The organism is Aquimarina megaterium XH134 (assembly GCF_000520975.1).
In the GTDB taxonomy this organism is placed as follows: Bacteria; Bacteroidota; Bacteroidia; order Flavobacteriales; family Flavobacteriaceae; genus Aquimarina; species Aquimarina megaterium.
The window spans coordinates 83,116-100,554 of record NZ_JACB01000015.1 but is presented as its reverse complement, the minus strand read 5'-3'; the positions used below and the strand labels follow the sequence as shown (position 1 = coordinate 100,554).

The 17,439-nt window shown below is 32.2% G+C and carries 10 protein-coding genes; 6 read left to right on the top strand and 4 right to left on the bottom strand.

The genetic code is table 11. From position 1 onward, the window contains the following. Positions 1 to 96: 96 nt before the first annotated feature. The 3 genes from Z053_RS0110780 to Z053_RS0110770 are packed head-to-tail and all read right to left on the bottom strand — an operon-like array spanning position 97 to position 6,094. Positions 97 to 1,752 (bottom strand): RagB/SusD family nutrient uptake outer membrane protein, encoded by a 1,656-nt coding sequence (locus Z053_RS0110780; protein WP_025665024.1) that lies wholly within the window; start codon positions 1,750 to 1,752, stop codon positions 97 to 99. A gap of 22 nt (positions 1,753 to 1,774) precedes the next feature. Then, positions 1,775 to 4,717 carry a SusC/RagA family TonB-linked outer membrane protein gene (locus tag Z053_RS0110775; RefSeq protein ID WP_025665023.1) on the bottom strand — a complete coding sequence of 981 codons (2,943 nt, stop codon included), beginning with the start codon at positions 4,715 to 4,717 and terminating at the stop codon, positions 1,775 to 1,777. 18 nt (positions 4,718 to 4,735) lie between these two features. Continuing rightward, positions 4,736 to 6,094 carry a Gfo/Idh/MocA family protein gene (locus tag Z053_RS0110770; protein ID WP_025665022.1) on the bottom strand — a complete coding sequence of 453 codons (1,359 nt, stop codon included), beginning with the start codon at positions 6,092 to 6,094 and terminating at the stop codon, positions 4,736 to 4,738. 391 nt (positions 6,095 to 6,485) lie between these two features. Here Z053_RS0110770 and Z053_RS0110765 point away from each other — a divergent pair, with 391 nt between their 5' ends. The 6 genes from Z053_RS0110765 (at position 6,486) to Z053_RS0110740 (ending at position 16,615) form a co-directional block, all read left to right on the top strand. Then, a complete protein-coding gene (locus Z053_RS0110765) occupies positions 6,486 to 10,583 on the top strand; it encodes an ATP-binding protein (RefSeq protein WP_081748251.1) in 4,098 nt (1,365 codons plus the stop codon). 253 nt (positions 10,584 to 10,836) lie between these two features. After that, entirely contained in the window at positions 10,837 to 11,154 is a 318-nt protein-coding gene (locus Z053_RS0110760; RefSeq protein WP_025665020.1) for a hypothetical protein, read from the top strand. A gap of 123 nt (positions 11,155 to 11,277) precedes the next feature. Next, the gene (locus Z053_RS0110755) at positions 11,278 to 12,951 is read left to right on the top strand and encodes a peptidase domain-containing ABC transporter (protein WP_025665019.1); all 1,674 of its coding nucleotides are present in this window, start codon (positions 11,278 to 11,280) and stop codon (positions 12,949 to 12,951) included. Continuing rightward, positions 12,944 to 14,296 (top strand): HlyD family secretion protein, encoded by a 1,353-nt coding sequence (locus Z053_RS0110750; protein WP_025665018.1) that lies wholly within the window; start codon positions 12,944 to 12,946, stop codon positions 14,294 to 14,296. The genes Z053_RS0110755 and Z053_RS0110750 overlap by 8 nt, the downstream gene beginning before the upstream one ends. Continuing rightward, entirely contained in the window at positions 14,297 to 15,733 is a 1,437-nt protein-coding gene (locus Z053_RS0110745) for a TolC family protein (protein ID WP_025665017.1), read from the top strand. It begins immediately after the preceding gene. Positions 15,734 to 15,991: 258 nt separating this feature from the next. Continuing rightward, positions 15,992 to 16,615: a class I SAM-dependent methyltransferase gene (locus tag Z053_RS0110740; RefSeq protein WP_025665016.1), complete on the top strand. Its 624-nt coding sequence runs from the start codon at positions 15,992 to 15,994 to the stop codon at positions 16,613 to 16,615. Between the two features lie 62 nt (positions 16,616 to 16,677). Here Z053_RS0110740 and Z053_RS0110735 read toward each other — a convergent pair whose 3' ends face one another. Next, positions 16,678 to 17,427 (bottom strand): LytR/AlgR family response regulator transcription factor, encoded by a 750-nt coding sequence (locus tag Z053_RS0110735; protein ID WP_025665015.1) that lies wholly within the window; start codon positions 17,425 to 17,427, stop codon positions 16,678 to 16,680. Between the last annotated feature and the right edge of the window lie 12 nt (positions 17,428 to 17,439).

Genomic DNA, 17,439 nt, shown 5'->3' with positions numbered 1-17,439 from the left:
AAGTTTTATATGTATAAATCCACATGTTTTTGATATAAGAATACTTTAAATAGTAGAAACAGCATAGACTTCATAAGAAATCTATGCTATTGTATATTAATCATTCTGAATTAATGATGGTTGTAAAATGATCTGTTGTTCTGGAATAAATTCTACAACTCTTGGATGTGTAGATGGTATTTCTAGAAAAGCATTTGTTCCATTTAAATGCGTACCTGGATATTTTCTATTCATTGTACGACCATTTCTATATACATCATATCTTCTATGTCCTTCATAAGCTAACTCTAATCTACGTTCTTCTAAAACAACATCTAATATGGTTTTTCCTGTTGGGATATTAGCTAATGTATATGTAGGGATACCTGCTCTCTCTCTAATGATATTTATATTATCCAATGCCAACTGATCCATACCTCTTTTTGCTAAGGACTCAGCTTTATTCAAATACATTTCTGACAGGCGAGATACCATTGGTGACCAAAGATGTATGTCATTTTCTTGTAATGATGCTTTTAGAATATAGAATTTTGGGTGACCATTACGTTTTTTAAGATCAACTCCTTTAATAACATCCTGTCTACCGTCGGTACCATTAAAATAATATATTGTTTTACCGTCTACAATTTCAGACTCTACGGTGTATGTATTTCCATTGTCTTCAAACGTGGTTATTCCTCCGCTTTCAGTTGTTATTCGAAACTCATAGGCATACTCATCATTTACCCAATACACAGCAGGAATTTCGTTTTGATCACCATCTTTTTCTGGTTGTGGCTCTATAAATGATTTTCTTGCATCGTTAGGATTTCTGTCGATTAAATCCAAATATGTTCTCGAAGCATACATTTCTCCCCAACCTTTACCTTCGACATTGGCATAAAAGGATCCTATTGTAAACCAGTCATCTGAGCCTCCTAAAAGATCTGTAGCAGAACTTAATGTTACAGCAAAAATAGCCTCCTGGTTTTGATCAGGTATTAATGTATTCATTTTTGAAAACTGATCTGTCGAGAGTAAAGCATAATTTCCGGATGCAATAACCTTATTAGCATATTCCTCTGCTCTTATATTATCTTCTTTATATAAATATACTCTGGACAATAATGCTTGTGCGGCTTCTTTTGAAGCAAAAGATGCTCCTTTGTTTACTGTCATTAAAGATTCTGCTTTTTCTAAATCCTTTATAACTTGAGTATATACTTGTTCTACCGTATGTCTATCTGGTCTATCTGTAATATTTGATGTTAATTTAAGTGGTATAGATAAATTTGAAGCACCTTGATTATAAGGTCTTCCAAATACATTTCCCATTTGAAAATATGTAAGTGCTCTTAGGTAATAATTCTCTCCTAATAATTGATCTGTTTCAGGAGATTCTCCTTCTATAATTTTTTCAATAATTACGTTACATCCTACTGCGATTTTATATGAATTACGCCAAAATCGTTCTACTCTAGAGTTGGTTTTTATAGATTGATAATTATATAAAAAGAATAGGTGGTCGGTTGTACCACCACTAAGGCTTACATTATCTCCAGCATATTCTGATATTCTATGTAGATCATCTACCCAACCATCGAAACCTTTATCGCCTTTTAGTAAAGCATAATTACCAACAGTAGCTGTTTCAATTGATTCTGGATCAGAAAATAATTCATCTACCGAAATCTGCTCATAAGGGTTCTTTTCTAACTCACAGGAATGCAGTATAAATGCAATAACTGGCAGTAGTATTATTAATTTTTTCATACTATTTATTTTTAAATGTTTTTTAAAATGATACGTTAACACCTAATACATAGCGTTTTGGTATTGGATAAGTTAATCCAGGACTTCCTGACAAACCTGTGTTATTAGAATCTCTTGGATTACCTGTAACTGCCGGATCAACACCACTGTACTTTGTAAATGTCAATAAATTGTCTCCGGCTACATATACATTAAGATTGCTTATTCCTATCTTATTTAAGACATTCTGTGGTAAATTATAAGATAATGTAACATTTGTCATTCTTAAATAGCTGGCATCTTCTAAATAACGAGATGAACGTTTATTAGAGTTATTGTTACCGCCTTCAACAACTAAGGGGTGTGTTGCTATATCTCCCGGCTTTTCCCATCTGTTCCAGTCATTGGCTAATACTTGCTGGTTGAAAGTAGTATAGAATCCGTCTGAGTCAAACAATTCTCTGGCACCATTATATAGTTTTCCTCCTTTAGAGAAATTAAAATTAGCAGAAAGTGATACATTTTTATAGCTTAGTCTAGAATCAAATCCTCCTATAAAATCTGGTGAGGACGAATCAACAATTTGTAGAGTAGCATCATTCCAATTACTGGTTTCTGTTCGTTCTCCGGTATCCGGATCAACAACTTCCCACAGTGGATTTCCGTTATCAGGATCAACACCTAACCATTTTCTTATATACCATGAATTCGAATCTTCTCCAACTTTAAATATTTTGGATCCTCTAGGGATTTCTGTTTGTCCATCAAACAACTCTGTAATTTCATTTTTATTAAATCCTATATTAAACCCTAAGTTCCATTCAAAATTTTCACTTTGTATTACATCGACCGAAATCGCGGCTTCATATCCTGTATTGGTTAGGCCTCCTACATTCTCCCAAAATCCGCTATATCCAGTAACATCAGGTAAATTCACGAAGTACAACAGATCAGATGTGTCTTTGTTATAATATTCAAACGTTGCACTTACTCTATCAAACAGTCTTGTGTCGATCGCAATATTTGCTTCATACGATTTTTCCCAACTTAAATCTGGATTTCCCAATTGATCTAATACTGCTCCCGGAGTCCCAATGTATTGTGTGTTTAACCTATATGTTCCTTGGTATGGGTATAAAGATGATGGTCTGTTTCCTACAGACCCATAACTCAATCGCAATTTAAGCTCATTAATAGCTTTACTATTAAAAAACGCTTCATTATGTATGTTCCATCCTGCCCCTAGTGAAAAGAAATTACCATATTGGTCATCTAATCCAAAATTTGAAGCTCCATCTCTACGTATAGAAGCTTTTGCATAATATCGATTGCTAAATCCATAATTTGCAGAGAGAAAAAATGATTGTAATGCATAATCATTCTTGAATCCACTTATCTCTCCAGTTTCGCTCGCAACATTTAAAACCTCTGTTCCGGCAACAATACCATTACCTGTTACGTCTACATTTTCATATTTATAATCATTATACTCATATCCTCCTAAAGCAGTCACAGAATGCTCTCCGAATATATTTGAATATTGTAATATCTGTGTTGTTAATTTGGTAAACCGCTCGTCTATCCTATCATTTATACTTCCACTTGTGGCCAATCCGGAAATTGATCTGGGATCTGTGTATGTTTTTGATTTATAGCGATAATATGTAAAATTATTTACTGATTTAAAAACCAGGTTGGGTACAACTTGATACTCAAAATCAAAGTTTGAACTTAGGTTAAATGTATTATCAGAGGAGTAGTTCCATTGTTGATCATATAAGTAATTTCTTTGATCTCTACCTAGCCAATTAGAATCTTCCTGTGCATTAATTGGTTTACCTTCTGCATCAAAAGGATTATCCCATGGCAAGTTTAAATACAACTCATATAAGGGAGCCTCTGCAATTTTATCTCTGTTGTCAAAACTAAATGATAATTTGGGACTTATTTTTAAACGCTGTATAATATCATAATCTAGGTTCATTCGATATGTGTACCTATCTAATTCATTCCCTCGTAAGGTTCCTGTTTCATTATAGTAACCTCCGTTGATAAAAAGTTTTAGTTTTTCGGTTCCCGAAGTAAACGATACGTTTATATCTTTTACAAAGCCATCTTGAGTTCCGTTTTCGATCCAATCATAATTTCGATCCAATAATTCTGATGTAAACCAAGGTTGAGAATTTGAGAATTGAGTATGATACTCATATAATTGTCTCGAGTCCATGACTTCAAATTTTCCCGTATTAAAAGTGTTTATAGCTACTTTTGAACTTACACTAATTTCTGATTTACCTGAAGTTCCTCGTTTTGTAGTAACAATAACTACTCCATTTGCTCCACGAGACCCATAAAGTGACGTTGCAGAAGCATCTTTAAGTACTGATACCGATTGAACATCATTAGGGTTAACTATAGGTATACTATGTTGTATTACACCATCAACCACCCATAGTGGGGTTACTCTACCTCCTAGGGATGAAGAACCTCGTATTAGTATATTTGGTACTGACCCCGGGCTACCACTAGAGGCTCCTAAACGTACCCCGGCTACTTTTCCTTGTAACATTGTAGTCACATCGGGAGTTGTGATATCTTTTAGCTTTTCTGATTTGATATTCACTATTGATGAGGTAATCGTTTCTTTTTTTTGTGTACCATAGGCCACAACAATGATCTCCTCTAATTGACTAATATCTTCTTGTAGGGTAACATTTATTTTTGTTTGTTCATTTACCACTATTTCCTGCGCTATAAATCCTACGTAAGATATTTCAAGAACATCTTTTTCATTAGCCATTATGGTATAATTCCCATCAAAATCTGATGTAGTTCCTTTTGTAGTGCCTTTGATTAGGATAGAAGCTCCAACAACAGGTCTATTTGATGTGTCATAAACCGTTCCTGTTATTGTTTTTTCTTGAGCTAACATACTACTTGAGAAAGCACATATGAAGATCAATAGAATAATCTTTAATTTTTCCATATATTATGATTTAGTGATTTAATACTTACTTTTTATCCAATTATAAGGTTTGCGTTTTACCCACATCCCTCTTGTGAAATCAGGAAAATCTTGTGGTTCTCCATTATTTTCAATAGATAATTCTGATAATGGTGTAATTGCACTCCAAGCTGCTGCGTCATATACATCAAGAGGTGGAGCAATATTTTCTTTTGCAGATTCTACAAACGCATTTAGGACAAAGAAATCCATTCCTCCGTGCCCTGTACCGGTAGCTAATTCACCGTACTTCTGCCATAAAGGGTGATCATATTTTTTGAGCCATTGATCTGCGTTATCCCATTGATGTGGTTTTGATTGTCCTTCTATATACATTCTATTGCCATCAACTTCCCATAATCCATTAGCTCCCTGTACTCTAAACCCTAATGAATAAGGTCTTGGCAGATTGCAATCATGTGTTACAATGATTGTTTCTCCTTTGGCGGTTTCGATTGTAGTGGTAATAACATCTCCCTGCTTAAATTTTACTTTTGCATTTGGGTGCTCTTTTCCTCCATGTTTTACGATATAATTATGTAGTCCAATAGCTTTTGTTGCATTAGAACTTAATGAAGTAAAACGATTGCCTCTATTAACATCGCACATGGTAGCAACTGGCCCCACGCCATGAGTTGGATACACATCTCCATTTCTTAGTACAGAATGTTGGGTTCTCCATTTGGATTCTGATATTCCTTTTTCTCCAAATTCAACACCTTTACCATACGCAGATTTCCCATCATTTAATTTCACAAAACGAAGATCATGTTGATAACCACATCTAAAATGGACCAATTCTCCAAAAACATTCTGCTTTACCATATTTAGAACAGCGAGAACATCTCTACGATAGTTTACATTTTCTAAGATCATTAAATGAGTCCCGGTTGCTTCATGAGTATTTACCAAATCCCAACATTCTTCAATAGTATTGGCTGCAGATACCTCTAGACCGGTATATTTTCCTGCTTTCATAGCATCTACAGCCATTTTGGTATGCCACAACCAAGGTGTAGATATTATTACTGCATCCACATCCTCTAATTCTAGTAAATTTCTGTAATCAAGATCGCTGTTTCCAAAAACTTTAGGCTTTGAAAAATTAGCTTCATCTATTTTCTTTAATGCTATTTTTATTCGTTCGGGATCTATATCACAGATAGCAGTTATATCTATATCTTTTCTATTAAGAGCATTGTTAAAATGGTTCATTCCTCTTAATCCTACCCCGATGAAAGCTAATCTAAGCTTCTTATCTGTTAGGTTAGTGATCGCTCCAAAAGATAAGTTTGAAAGTAGTGATACGCCCGCACTGGCTAGTGCTGTTTTTTTAACAAAATTTCGTCTAGAATTCATTTAAGTTATTTATATGTTAAACTATGAGAATTCAAATATGACGGATACATTCCTTATTAAAGATGATATTTTAAGCGTTTAGGAGTACTATTTAAGACTTAATTACATCAATGCTTATTTTCTCCTCTTTTTTGACGAATTAGACTACTTTTTAAGGTGTTCTTCTAATCTTTTAAGACTGTTTTTAGTGATTTTTATTAATATATTTAACACTACTTTAAGCAATGGATTATCATAGTTGTTAAAAGTTTAATATTAAAGCATAAACTTGAGATTGTATTAATAACATCTCATATGTGTAATTTTCATATTAGTACAATTACAGAAAATCATATTGTCAAATAATTGTGGTAGAATACTAAGAGATATTTTACTAAAAAATGAGTATTTTATGTTTAGATTAAAAATCTATCTTTTGTTAAGCGTTTTTATGTCATGCTTCCTTTTCTTGCATGGTCAAAATCACACAAGTTTTAGACATCTCTCACCTATTAATGATAATAAATTTGTTATTCCAACTAAAACTGCACAAGATTCATTTGGTAATATTTGGATGTTATGTTCTGATGGGATATTAGTTTACAATGGATATGATTATAGACTGATTAAAAACAAGATGATTTTTCCAGATATTCAGCATAATGACTTTATAAACAATATGCTTGTTGATTATAACAAAAATATATGGATAACCTCTCAATTTGGATTGATATCAAAATATGTAGCAATAGCTAATCAATTTGAAGATATGACTATTTTGTTACCCAAAAATGATGTTGTAGGCTCTATTGTCGCAAAAAAAGAAAGTATTTGGTTGGCCTCTAAGCTTGGTAACATTTACAGATATGTCGATTCTAAAATGAACTTTATCGCTACAATTTCAAACAGCGGTTCTGAAATCAAAAATATTATGGATATTGACATATTAAACTCTTCTGAAATATATGTTAGTACCAATAGTGGTACAATTTATAATTATTCTTTAAAATCAAAACAGACAACAGAATTAGTAGGACCATTTACTAACTATCCTGGAAATATTATCCTGACTTCAGATATCAATAATAAGCTTTGGGTAGGAACCGAAACTTATGGGTTATTTGTCTATGATCCTATCAACAAACAATTTATCCAAGATTCTTTTTTTGAGGAGGAGAAGTTTAATATCAACAAGGAGATGTTCTTGTCACTATTTTGCAGTAAAGATGGATATATGTGGGGAGGAACAGATGGAGGCGGATTGTACAAAATAAATATAAACAGTGGAGAGGTTGATTTATTTACAAGGCAATATTCTAATGAATTTTCCTTGAGTAGCAATACAATTTTGGATATTAATGAAGATAACCACAAAAACATATGGATTACGACAAACTATGGTAAACTTAATATTCTTCCCAACAGAAATAATAAAATTAGCTACCATGAAGGCTCTGATAACAACACTCCTCTTAGGGTATTAAGCATTCTTAAAAGCTCTAAAGATATTTTGTGGATTGGAACAGATGGATCTGGATTAACAAGAGTGACCTATAATACCGATGGAAGTACAAAAGAAAAGCGATACTTTAATGATATATCTCTAAATAGAGGGTTTTATATTCAATCCATTACAGAAGATAATCTATCAAATATTTGGTTCGGAACCTATAAAAATGGTTTATGGCATCACAATACAAGTAAAAACACTTTTGAAAAGATAAATATTTATAACTCTAATAAACAGGAAGCGACAGATATAAGAACTGTGTTTTCTGATTCTAAAGGACGTATTTGGATCGGATCAAATCTTTCTATTAATGTCTACTCTTCTGATTTAAAGCTTCTAGCTGTTTTCGATAATAATTCTAAAGGGTTAAAAGGTACTAACACAGAAAGTATTCTGGAAGATAGAAATGGTATTATATGGTTAGGACTTTATAATGGAGGATTATTTCAATTTAATGAACATCATCCTTCCGATATACAACATTCTACATTTATTGATTATTCACAAAAAAACAAAAACTACAAAGACCAAATCCATGCTGTTAAATCTATGGTTCTAGGCGACCCTGGAGAAATATGGTTAATTAACAGATTAGGTAAGTTATTAAAATTTAATACTAAAGATAAAACGTATACCACATTTGAAGATGTAGAATCTATTGGTGAAAAAATGTTTATTGCAATTCTTAAAGATAAAAATAATGACTTATGGATGAGTTCCAAAAATAATGGTATTAGCCACCTAGATGTAAAAAGACTTATTCTAAAAACGTATTATGATACAGATGGGCTTCAAGATAATATATTTTTACCAAGAAGTAAATTTAAAGATACACACGATCTTTTGTACTTTGGAGGTGTTAAAGGGTTAAATAGCTTTGATCCAAAACATCTGAACAAAAAGGCTTCTGAAACTAAATTATATATAAACAGTATAGAAATACTTAATCAACCCGTTTATTCATTATTACCTCACAAAACTACTACAGGAATATCCAATATTGAATCTCTAAAATTAAAACATAATCAATCTCATTTTTCATTTAGATTTTATGCAATAGATAATATTTTAAATCCAAGTTATTACTATGCTTATAGATTAAAAGGGTTTGATGAAAATTGGATAGCCAGCCAATCAGAACGTTTGGCCACTTATACAAATATTCCCTCTGGAAACTACACTTTTGAGATTAAAGCAGGAACCAAAAAAGGGGTTTGGGATCTTCCTGAAAAAAAAATAGCTATTACCATACAGCAACCTCCATGGAATACACCTCTGGCTTATATTTTTTATCTGCTTATCCTCATATTGACTGCTTATGGAATAAGAAGATGGTATTCTTTAAGGAAAAAACTGTTTCTAGAAAAGGTAAGTCATAAAAAAGAAAATGAACTGCATGATTTGAAGATGAATTTCTTTGCAAAAATGTCTCATGAAATTCAAACACCAATTACATTGATCCTTGGCCCTATAGATGATATGTTAAAAAAAGCCGAAAAGAATGGAAATTTATTATTAAAGCAGCGTTTGGAGATTATGTCTTATAATACCAAACGTCTTTCTAAAATTGCACAAGAATTAACACTGGTTAGAAATAAAGAATTAGGAGCGTTAAGATTAACAGTAACCAAAAATGATTTACATAAAGACATAGAAAATATCTCTATATCCTTTAAGGAATTAGCCAGAAAAAGAAAGATTGATTTTATCGTGAATTGTCCTAAAAATCTACCTGCAACCTGGTATGATAAAGAAAAATTAGAACATGTAATTTATAATTTGCTTTCTAATGCTTTTAAGTTTACTCCTAAAGAGGGCAATATTTTTTTAAATATTGTACCGGTTAATAATAAAAAATTTATCAAATTATCTGTTATAGATTCTGGACCGGGAATTTCAGACGAAGAACTACAGCATATTTTCAAGCTATTTTATCAATCAGATATTGGTAAAAAAAATAAAGGTGCAGGTATAGGGTTAGCGCTCACCAAAGAATTAATAAACTTACATAAAGGCAAGATTAAGGTTAACTCTAACACTATAGAAGGCACAACATTTATTATTAAATTTCCAATTACAGAAAATGCCTATACCGAAACCGAGAGAATTATAACTGATGATGCAGAAGAACCTAATAATTTTTCTTTAGTAGAAAATGATACTTTAATTAGAGAAGAAGAATTAGACCTATCAAAAAAAACTATTTTAATAGTAGAAGATAATTTTGACCTACAAACTTTTTTAAAAGAGTTGTTACATATCAAATATAATATCATCATGGCCGAAAATGGCGAAGAAGGTTATTATTATGCAAAAAATAATTTTCCCGATCTGATCTTAAGTGATATTGTCATGCCAAAGTTAGATGGTATTGAAATGTGTAAAAAACTTCAAAAAGACCAGGTAACTATGCATATCCCGATTATATTGCTTACTGCTAAAAACTCTACGAAAGCTAAATTATCAGGACTTAAATCTGGTGCGATAGAATATATCAATAAACCATTCAATACGAATGAATTATTATTGAAGGTAAAAAATATTATTTCATCTAAAGAGCATATCATATCAAAATATCGTAAAGAAATTATTAGTAGCCCGAAAGTCAGATTAGAAAGGTCGCAAGACGAAATTTTTCTTGAAAACCTTGTATCTAATATAAATTTAAGAATAGATGACGCTGATTTTAAAATGGAAGAACTTGCCGAATCCTTGCATATGGGATATTCTAGCCTTTACCGAAAATGCCAAGCATTAACAGGAAATAGTCTAGTTGATTTTGTACGGTTGATGCGTTTGAAAAAAGCTGCCGTTTTAATTACAAAATATGGCTATAATATTTCTGAGGCATCCTTTATGACCGGGTTTAATGATCCAAAATATTTTTCGAAATGTTTCAAGAAATATTTTAAAAAAACTCCTAAAATATTTAAAAAAGAAGCTAAAGAAATGGGTGCTATTGCGTATCTAAAAAAGCATCGAGTAGATACTACTTTTTAACATGCTTATATATTTCAAGAATTTTTAGATTAGAAAAAAGATTGTAGCTCATCTAAGTTAACACAAGATCATAATGTATCCATATTAAAAAACTTCAGGTTTTTTAGTATAATCTAATTACGGTTAATTGTTAAACTATTATTAATTATAGTTAAACTTCGTTATGTAATAGTATTACTATTATATCTTTGTAGTAAGAATGCGAAAACAATATTGTTCGTTTTTATCACGATCTCGTATTAAAAACTATAAAATGAATTTGTGCAGAAAAGACATATTAGCATTTTTTAAAAGCTTCACAATATTGGTGCTACTGTTTGCTGTATTTATTCAACCTTTGGCTGAAACCATAAGCTTTTTTGCAGATTCTTCTTATGAATTAGTTCATGTAGATGATGAAGAAAACATAGAGAAAGAAGAGCAACAGAAAGATGGAGAAAACGAATTACAGTTTTTAGATATACATAATCATCTTCTAGAATATGGTATAGAATTTTCTGTCTATTCATCTCCAAATATGTATGGTAATCTTTATATAGAAATTCTTATTCCACCACCAGATTTGGCATAAAATTATTCTAATTATTTCGTATAGGTTTCCTAATTCTTGAGGAAACATTTCATTCAGATTATATAACAAAATAAGGATTAATACCCATTGATCCCTAACCATTAACACCCAATTCTAAGTTAAATGGAAAATAAAATATCACCCTGGAGGAGGTTTTTAAGCCTTCTTGAACTCGATAAAAAAGATATTCGTCAAATTTTCTACTACGCCATTTTTGCTGGTTTAGTAGCGCTCACTCTACCACTGGGAATACAGGCCATCATAAACCTTATTCAAGGTGCCCAGGTATCTACTTCGTGGATTGTACTTGTGGTTCTTGTCACAATGGGAGTAGCATTTCAAGGAGTTTTACAATTGATGCAAATACGCATTTTAGAAAATATGCAACAAAAAATTTTTACCAGAGCCTCTTTTGAGTTTGCGTATCGGTTTCCTAAAATAAAAATGAAAGAGCTAAATAATTACTATCCACCAGAATTGGCCAACCGATTTTTTGATGTATTAACAATACAAAAAGGGCTATCAAAAATTCTAATAGATTTTCCGGCTGCTACACTACAAATCATATTTGGTTTGATATTGCTATCCTTTTATCATTCTTTCTTTATTATTTATGGGTTTTTATTAATCATACTCATCTATGTGGTCTTTAAGTTTACAGCAAAAAGAGGACTTGAAACCAGTCTTGTAGAATCAAAAAGTAAATATAAGGTTGCGCATTGGTTGCAAGAAATAGCTAGATCACTCATTAGTTTTAAGCTTTCTGGGAACACAGATTTAGCGATGAAACGTAATGATGATCTAACCACAAACTACCTCGAAGCTCGTGAAAGCCACTTTAAAGTACTCGTATTGCAGTTTATTCAACTTATCGGTTTTAAAGTTCTTGTGACTGCCGGATTACTAATTGTTGGTGGGTTATTAGTGCTTAATCAGCAAATGAATATAGGGCAGTTTGTAGCTGCAGAAATTATCATTTTACTTGTTATTGGTTCGGTCGAAAAACTGATCAAAGGATTAGAATCATTTTATGATGTACTAACCTCATTAGAAAAAATAGGACAGTTTGTAGATAAAGAACAAGAGATGCAATCTGGAGAAGATCCATTTACAAACGAACAAGATTTACATATAGAGATCGACAACCTAAAATATAATACACAAGAAGGTCAAGAAGTGCTGAGTGGCATTGATTTCAGTATAAAAAAAGCCGATAGAATTCTATTTGATGGAGCTTCGGGAGCAGGAAAGACGACCTTAATTAAAATCCTTTCTGGCCTTATATCACCTACCACTGGAGCATTGTATATTAATGGTGTTTCTATAAAAGGTCTCTGGCTCAATAAATATCGTGCTTATATAGGACAAGTACTCCCTGTACAGTCCCCATTCGAAGGTACTATCCTGGATAACATAACCTTTGGAAACAAAGAAGTTTCACAAGAACATTTGCATTCTGTACTCAAAAATCTTGGACTACTGTCTTTTATAAAAGAGCAACCTAATGGAATCAATACAATGTTGTATCCCGAAGGGCAACAAATCCCGTTTACAGTATCCAAGCGAATAGTACTCGCAAGAGCTATTATCCATAACCCCAAATTACTCTTACTTAAAGATCCTTTAGAACATTTTGAAATAGATGAGGCTTCTCGAATTATCAAGTATTTAACAGCTCCAGAACGCCCCTGGGCACTTATAATCTCTAGCCAAAATGGGCAATGGAAAAACTATTGCAATCAAACCATTAAAATTTCAGAAGGAAGAATAACCTCTAAGAACACAAACAATGCTTAATATCTCTCATAATCAATTAAACAAAAAAGTATCGCTTGAAGGATATACTGCTTTTTCAAAAGCATTTACTTCAAGACACAATAAACTATTCAATAGGTTTTTAGGTGTTTTTGCTATCATTGTTATTATCATCCTCTTTTTACCATGGACGCAAAATGTAAATGGCAATGGCTATGTAACTACATTAACACCAGATCAAAGACCGCAGACAATACAATCACCTATACCAGGACGTATTGAAAAATGGTATGTTAAAGAAGGTGATTTTGTGAAAAAAGGTGATACCATTTTATTTATTTCTGAAATAAAAAACGAGTATCAAGATCCACATTTAGTCCAACGTACTAATCAGCAACGGGACGCTAAAAATCGATCAGTAATATCCTATCAAGAAAAGATTAAGGCATTAGAAAGTCAAGTAAGCGCATTAAATAATGAGCGACAACTAAAACTTTCGCAAGCTAAAAATAAGCTAAAACAATCTCGATTAAAAGTAAAGAGTGATAGTGTTGATTTACAGGCTTATATGGCGAATTTTGATATTGCTCAACGCCAGTTCGATCGTACTGTAATTCTGCAAAGTGAAGGTTTAAAAGCGATGATTGATGTAGAGGAAAAACGTCTAAAGTTACAAGAAACACAAGCCAAATTAATCTCTCAGAAAAACAAATTGCTTGCTAATCAAAATGAAGTGCTTAATGCAAATATTGAGATTAACCGGGTTGCTGCCGAGTATGCCGATAAAATTGCCAAATCACGTAGTGAACGTTTTACAGCAGAGTCAAGCCAGTTTGAGGCAGAAGCACAAGTTACTAAACTTGAAAATCAGTCGGCTAATTATCAGATACGTAATGCTTTGTACTATATCACAGCACCGCAAAATGGTTATATAAACAAAGCCCTACGCGGGGGGTTGGGCGAAACTTTTAAGGAAGGCGAAAAGCTTGTCGGTATTATGCCTGTAGAATATGATCTCGCTGTAGAGACTTTTGTAAACCCTATAGATTTACCATTAATACATATTGGAGAGAGTGTTAGGGTTCAATTTGATGGCTGGCCTGCTATTTTCTTTAGTGGTTGGCCTAATGCATCTTACGGAACCTATGCAGGAAAAATTGTTGCTATAGAAACCTTTATAAGCGTTAATGGAAAATTTAGAATTCTCATTGCTCCCGATAATGCAGAGAATCCATGGCCTAAAAATATTCGTGTAGGCTCTGGTGCATATACTATAGCATTATTAGAAAACGTACCAATTTGGTATGAACTGTGGCGCCAATTAAATGGCTTTCCACCTAATTATTACATCCGGGATAAAAAAGAATCAACTAAAGCTAAAAAGTAAATGACAACAGGTATTAAATATATCATTGCACTGATTTTGCTCCCTTTTGCAAAACCTGTGCTGAGCCAGAGTAGAGTAGCTGAAACAGAACAAAATACAACTACTTTATTAGCGCAAACACTTACTTTTGAAGAATATTTGGGCTATGTAAAAAAGCATCACCCGCTAATGAAACAAGCCGAACTTACATTAAGTATAGGTGAGGCAAATTTGTTAAAAGCACGTGGCGGATTTGATCCAAAAATCGAAGTAGATTATGATCGAAAGAAATTTAAAAATACTGAATATTACGATCAATTAAGTGCTACTTTTAAAATACCCACTTGGTACGGTATTGAGTTTAAAGCAAATTTTGAAGAAAATACAGGCGAATTTCTAAATCCAAATCGTACTGTTCCTGATGGAGGTCTATATAGTGCAGGTGTTTCATTTTCGCTGGCCCAAGGCTTTTTGATCAACGAACGCATGGCCTCGCTTAAAAAAGCACGTTTCTTTAAGGAGCAAACCAAAGCCGATAGAGATGTACTTGTTAATACACTATTGTTCGAAGCTAGTAAAGCTTACTTAGAGTGGTTAAAAGCTACTAATGAACAGCTTATTTATACAACTTTTCTAAAAAATGCGAATACACGTCTTATGGCCGTAGAGCGTAGTGTCGAAACAGGTGAAAAAGCAGCCATTGATATTACTGAAGCCAGAATTACATTACAGAACAGACAACTTAATCTGGAAGCAGCTTCTTTAAAAAGAAAAAAGGCAGCTCTAATAGTTAGTAATTATTTGTGGCTAAATGATATACCAATGGAGGTTAAAGAGGATGTAGTACCGGTAGTACCAGAATTAAATACGTTAGAAGCTTCCCTCTTATTAGAAGGCATTACGAATACTTCGGGATTACTTAACAATCACCCTAAATTATTGAGTCTTGATGCCAAAATTGAGGGACTTACCGTAGAACGTTCTTTAAAACTAAATAAATTACTGCCTAAAATAAATATTCAGTATAATTTCTTAACACCAAAAATTGATCAAATACACACGTTTAATACTACGAATTATAAAGCATTTGTAAATTTTAGTTTACCATTATTTTTGCGCAAAGCAAGAGGAGATTTACGATTGGCGAATTTAAAATTACAAGATGCCAATCTTGAGCGTGTATCGACAGCGATTACTCTTCAAAATAAAATAGATGCTGTTTATGCAGAGATTAATTCACTTACTAAGCAAAATCAATTAATAAGAAATATCGTCATAGATTATGAAGCGTTAGTTAAAGCAGAAGAACGCAAATTCTTTTTAGGAGAAAGCTCGTTATTTATCATAAACTCACGGGAACAAAAATTACTCGATATACAGCTAAAAGAAAATATTTTGCTTATTAAACGACTTATGACAACAGCTAGTTTATATAACACTTTGGGGTTATCTGTTTAAATAAAAAATGTGAAAGCAATGACTTGTGGTTTCGTATATATAGAAGAGAATATTCATGAAATCAAATCGGTTATTATTTCTAGGAGAAAATAGAAATGTTTTTTGTTTTGTTAGATAAACTATTTACCCTAAATATAACTTGGTGTAAGTCCTATTAAATTACAGATCTATCCTATTCTTTGGATGATAACGAGAGCTATTTTTGTACATAAATAACGAGTAGTAATTTATGTATTGGTAAATGTAAACCGAATCGATATGAATCAGAAATGGGATAATAGATATAAAATTCAAGAATTTGCTTATGGTAAAGAACCTAATGTGTTTTTTAAAGAATGGCTTCAAAAATTTGAACCAGGATCTATATTGATGCCAGCAGACGGGGAGGGGCGTAACGGGGTATTTGCAGCGCAACTCGGGTGGAAAGTAACTTCATTCGACCTAAGTATAGAAGGGCAGTCAAAAGCAATACAACTAGCAAAAGAGAATCATGTAACTCTTGATTATATTGTGGGAAATCTAGAACAACTTAAGTTTAAAAAAGAAACATTTGATATGATCGGACTTGTGTATGCTCATTTTTCTGCCGAAAAGAAGTCAGTATTTCACAAGAAATTAAACGACTATCTCAAAGAAGGTGGCATTATTATTTTAGAAGCTTTTAGCAAAAACCATATACCCCTTAGAAAGCTTAATCCTAAAGTTGGTGGCCCAAACGATATTGATATGCTGTATTCTAAAGAAGAAATAATAGCTGACTTCAAAAATTATGAAATAGTAGTATTAGAGGAAGAAGAAATTCTATTAAATGAAGGTAAATATCATATAGGAAAAGGATCGGTGATTAGATTTGTAGCAAGAAAATTGGCTAATACCTATTAATATTCATGATTAATTTTAATCGTTTCTTGATCAGTACTTTTTTAGCAATCTATTCTGTTTTCTTATAATGATAACTCATTTATCATATGTACTAATTTAGATTTATTTCTAGTAGAAATATTCACTTTGTCGTTATTACTTAAAACTATGGTTTCTTTTTTATATATAGATGTAATATGATTTAGATTGATCAAATCAAATCTACTTGCCCTAAAAAAGTTTTTCTTTTCTAATAAATCACTATAATATCCTAGTGATTTAGAAGCCACAAGATTTCTTTTATCGCTTAAATAGAAAAGAGTATAATTTCCATCAGCAACACAACGAATAATATCAGAAAAATTAACAGCAATATGTTTGTTGCCAATATGTAGCAAAAACTTTTTCCCATTTTCATGAATCATTTCTTTTAGCATTTCATACTTATAAAACTCAAACATTCTTTGTTTAAAAGTGTTGTATTTTTTAAATATCGCCAACAGTCGATTTGCGTTTATGGGTTTGGTTAGAAAATTTAATGCATAATACTCTAAAGCTTTTTCCATAAACTCTCCATGCGCAGAAATAAAAATGACTTCAAAATTTGGATTTGGAAAGGCATCCAAAATTGAAAATGCATTTCCATCTTTTAATACAATGTCCATTAAGACAATCTCTGGCCGAGTTTTATTAATTAAATCAATGGCATCAGAAATAGAACATGAAAACCCTTCGATACTTACAGCTTCGTTTTCTTTGATTAGAATTTTTTCGAGATATTTTACTGTATCAAGATCATCTTCTATAATTACAACCTTTATTTTTTTTTTCATTGCTTTGTTAGG

Excerpts from the sequence above, each read along its gene's own strand:
- Z053_RS0110780 (WP_025665024.1), bottom strand. The coding sequence starts at position 1,752 with ATGAAAAAATTAATAATACTACTGCCAGTTATTGCATTTATACTGCAT.
- Z053_RS0110775 (WP_025665023.1), bottom strand. The coding sequence starts at position 4,717 with ATGGAAAAATTAAAGATTATTCTATTGATCTTCATATGTGCTTTCTCA.
- Z053_RS0110770 (WP_025665022.1), bottom strand. The coding sequence starts at position 6,094 with ATGAATTCTAGACGAAATTTTGTTAAAAAAACAGCACTAGCCAGTGCG.
- Z053_RS0110765 (WP_081748251.1), top strand. The coding sequence starts at position 6,486 with ATGTTTAGATTAAAAATCTATCTTTTGTTAAGCGTTTTTATGTCATGC.
- Z053_RS0110760 (WP_025665020.1), top strand. The coding sequence starts at position 10,837 with ATGAATTTGTGCAGAAAAGACATATTAGCATTTTTTAAAAGCTTCACA.
- Z053_RS0110755 (WP_025665019.1), top strand. The coding sequence starts at position 11,278 with ATGGAAAATAAAATATCACCCTGGAGGAGGTTTTTAAGCCTTCTTGAA.
- Z053_RS0110750 (WP_025665018.1), top strand. The coding sequence starts at position 12,944 with ATGCTTAATATCTCTCATAATCAATTAAACAAAAAAGTATCGCTTGAA.
- Z053_RS0110745 (WP_025665017.1), top strand. The coding sequence starts at position 14,297 with ATGACAACAGGTATTAAATATATCATTGCACTGATTTTGCTCCCTTTT.
- Z053_RS0110740 (WP_025665016.1), top strand. The coding sequence starts at position 15,992 with ATGAATCAGAAATGGGATAATAGATATAAAATTCAAGAATTTGCTTAT.
- Z053_RS0110735 (WP_025665015.1), bottom strand. The coding sequence starts at position 17,427 with ATGAAAAAAAAAATAAAGGTTGTAATTATAGAAGATGATCTTGATACA.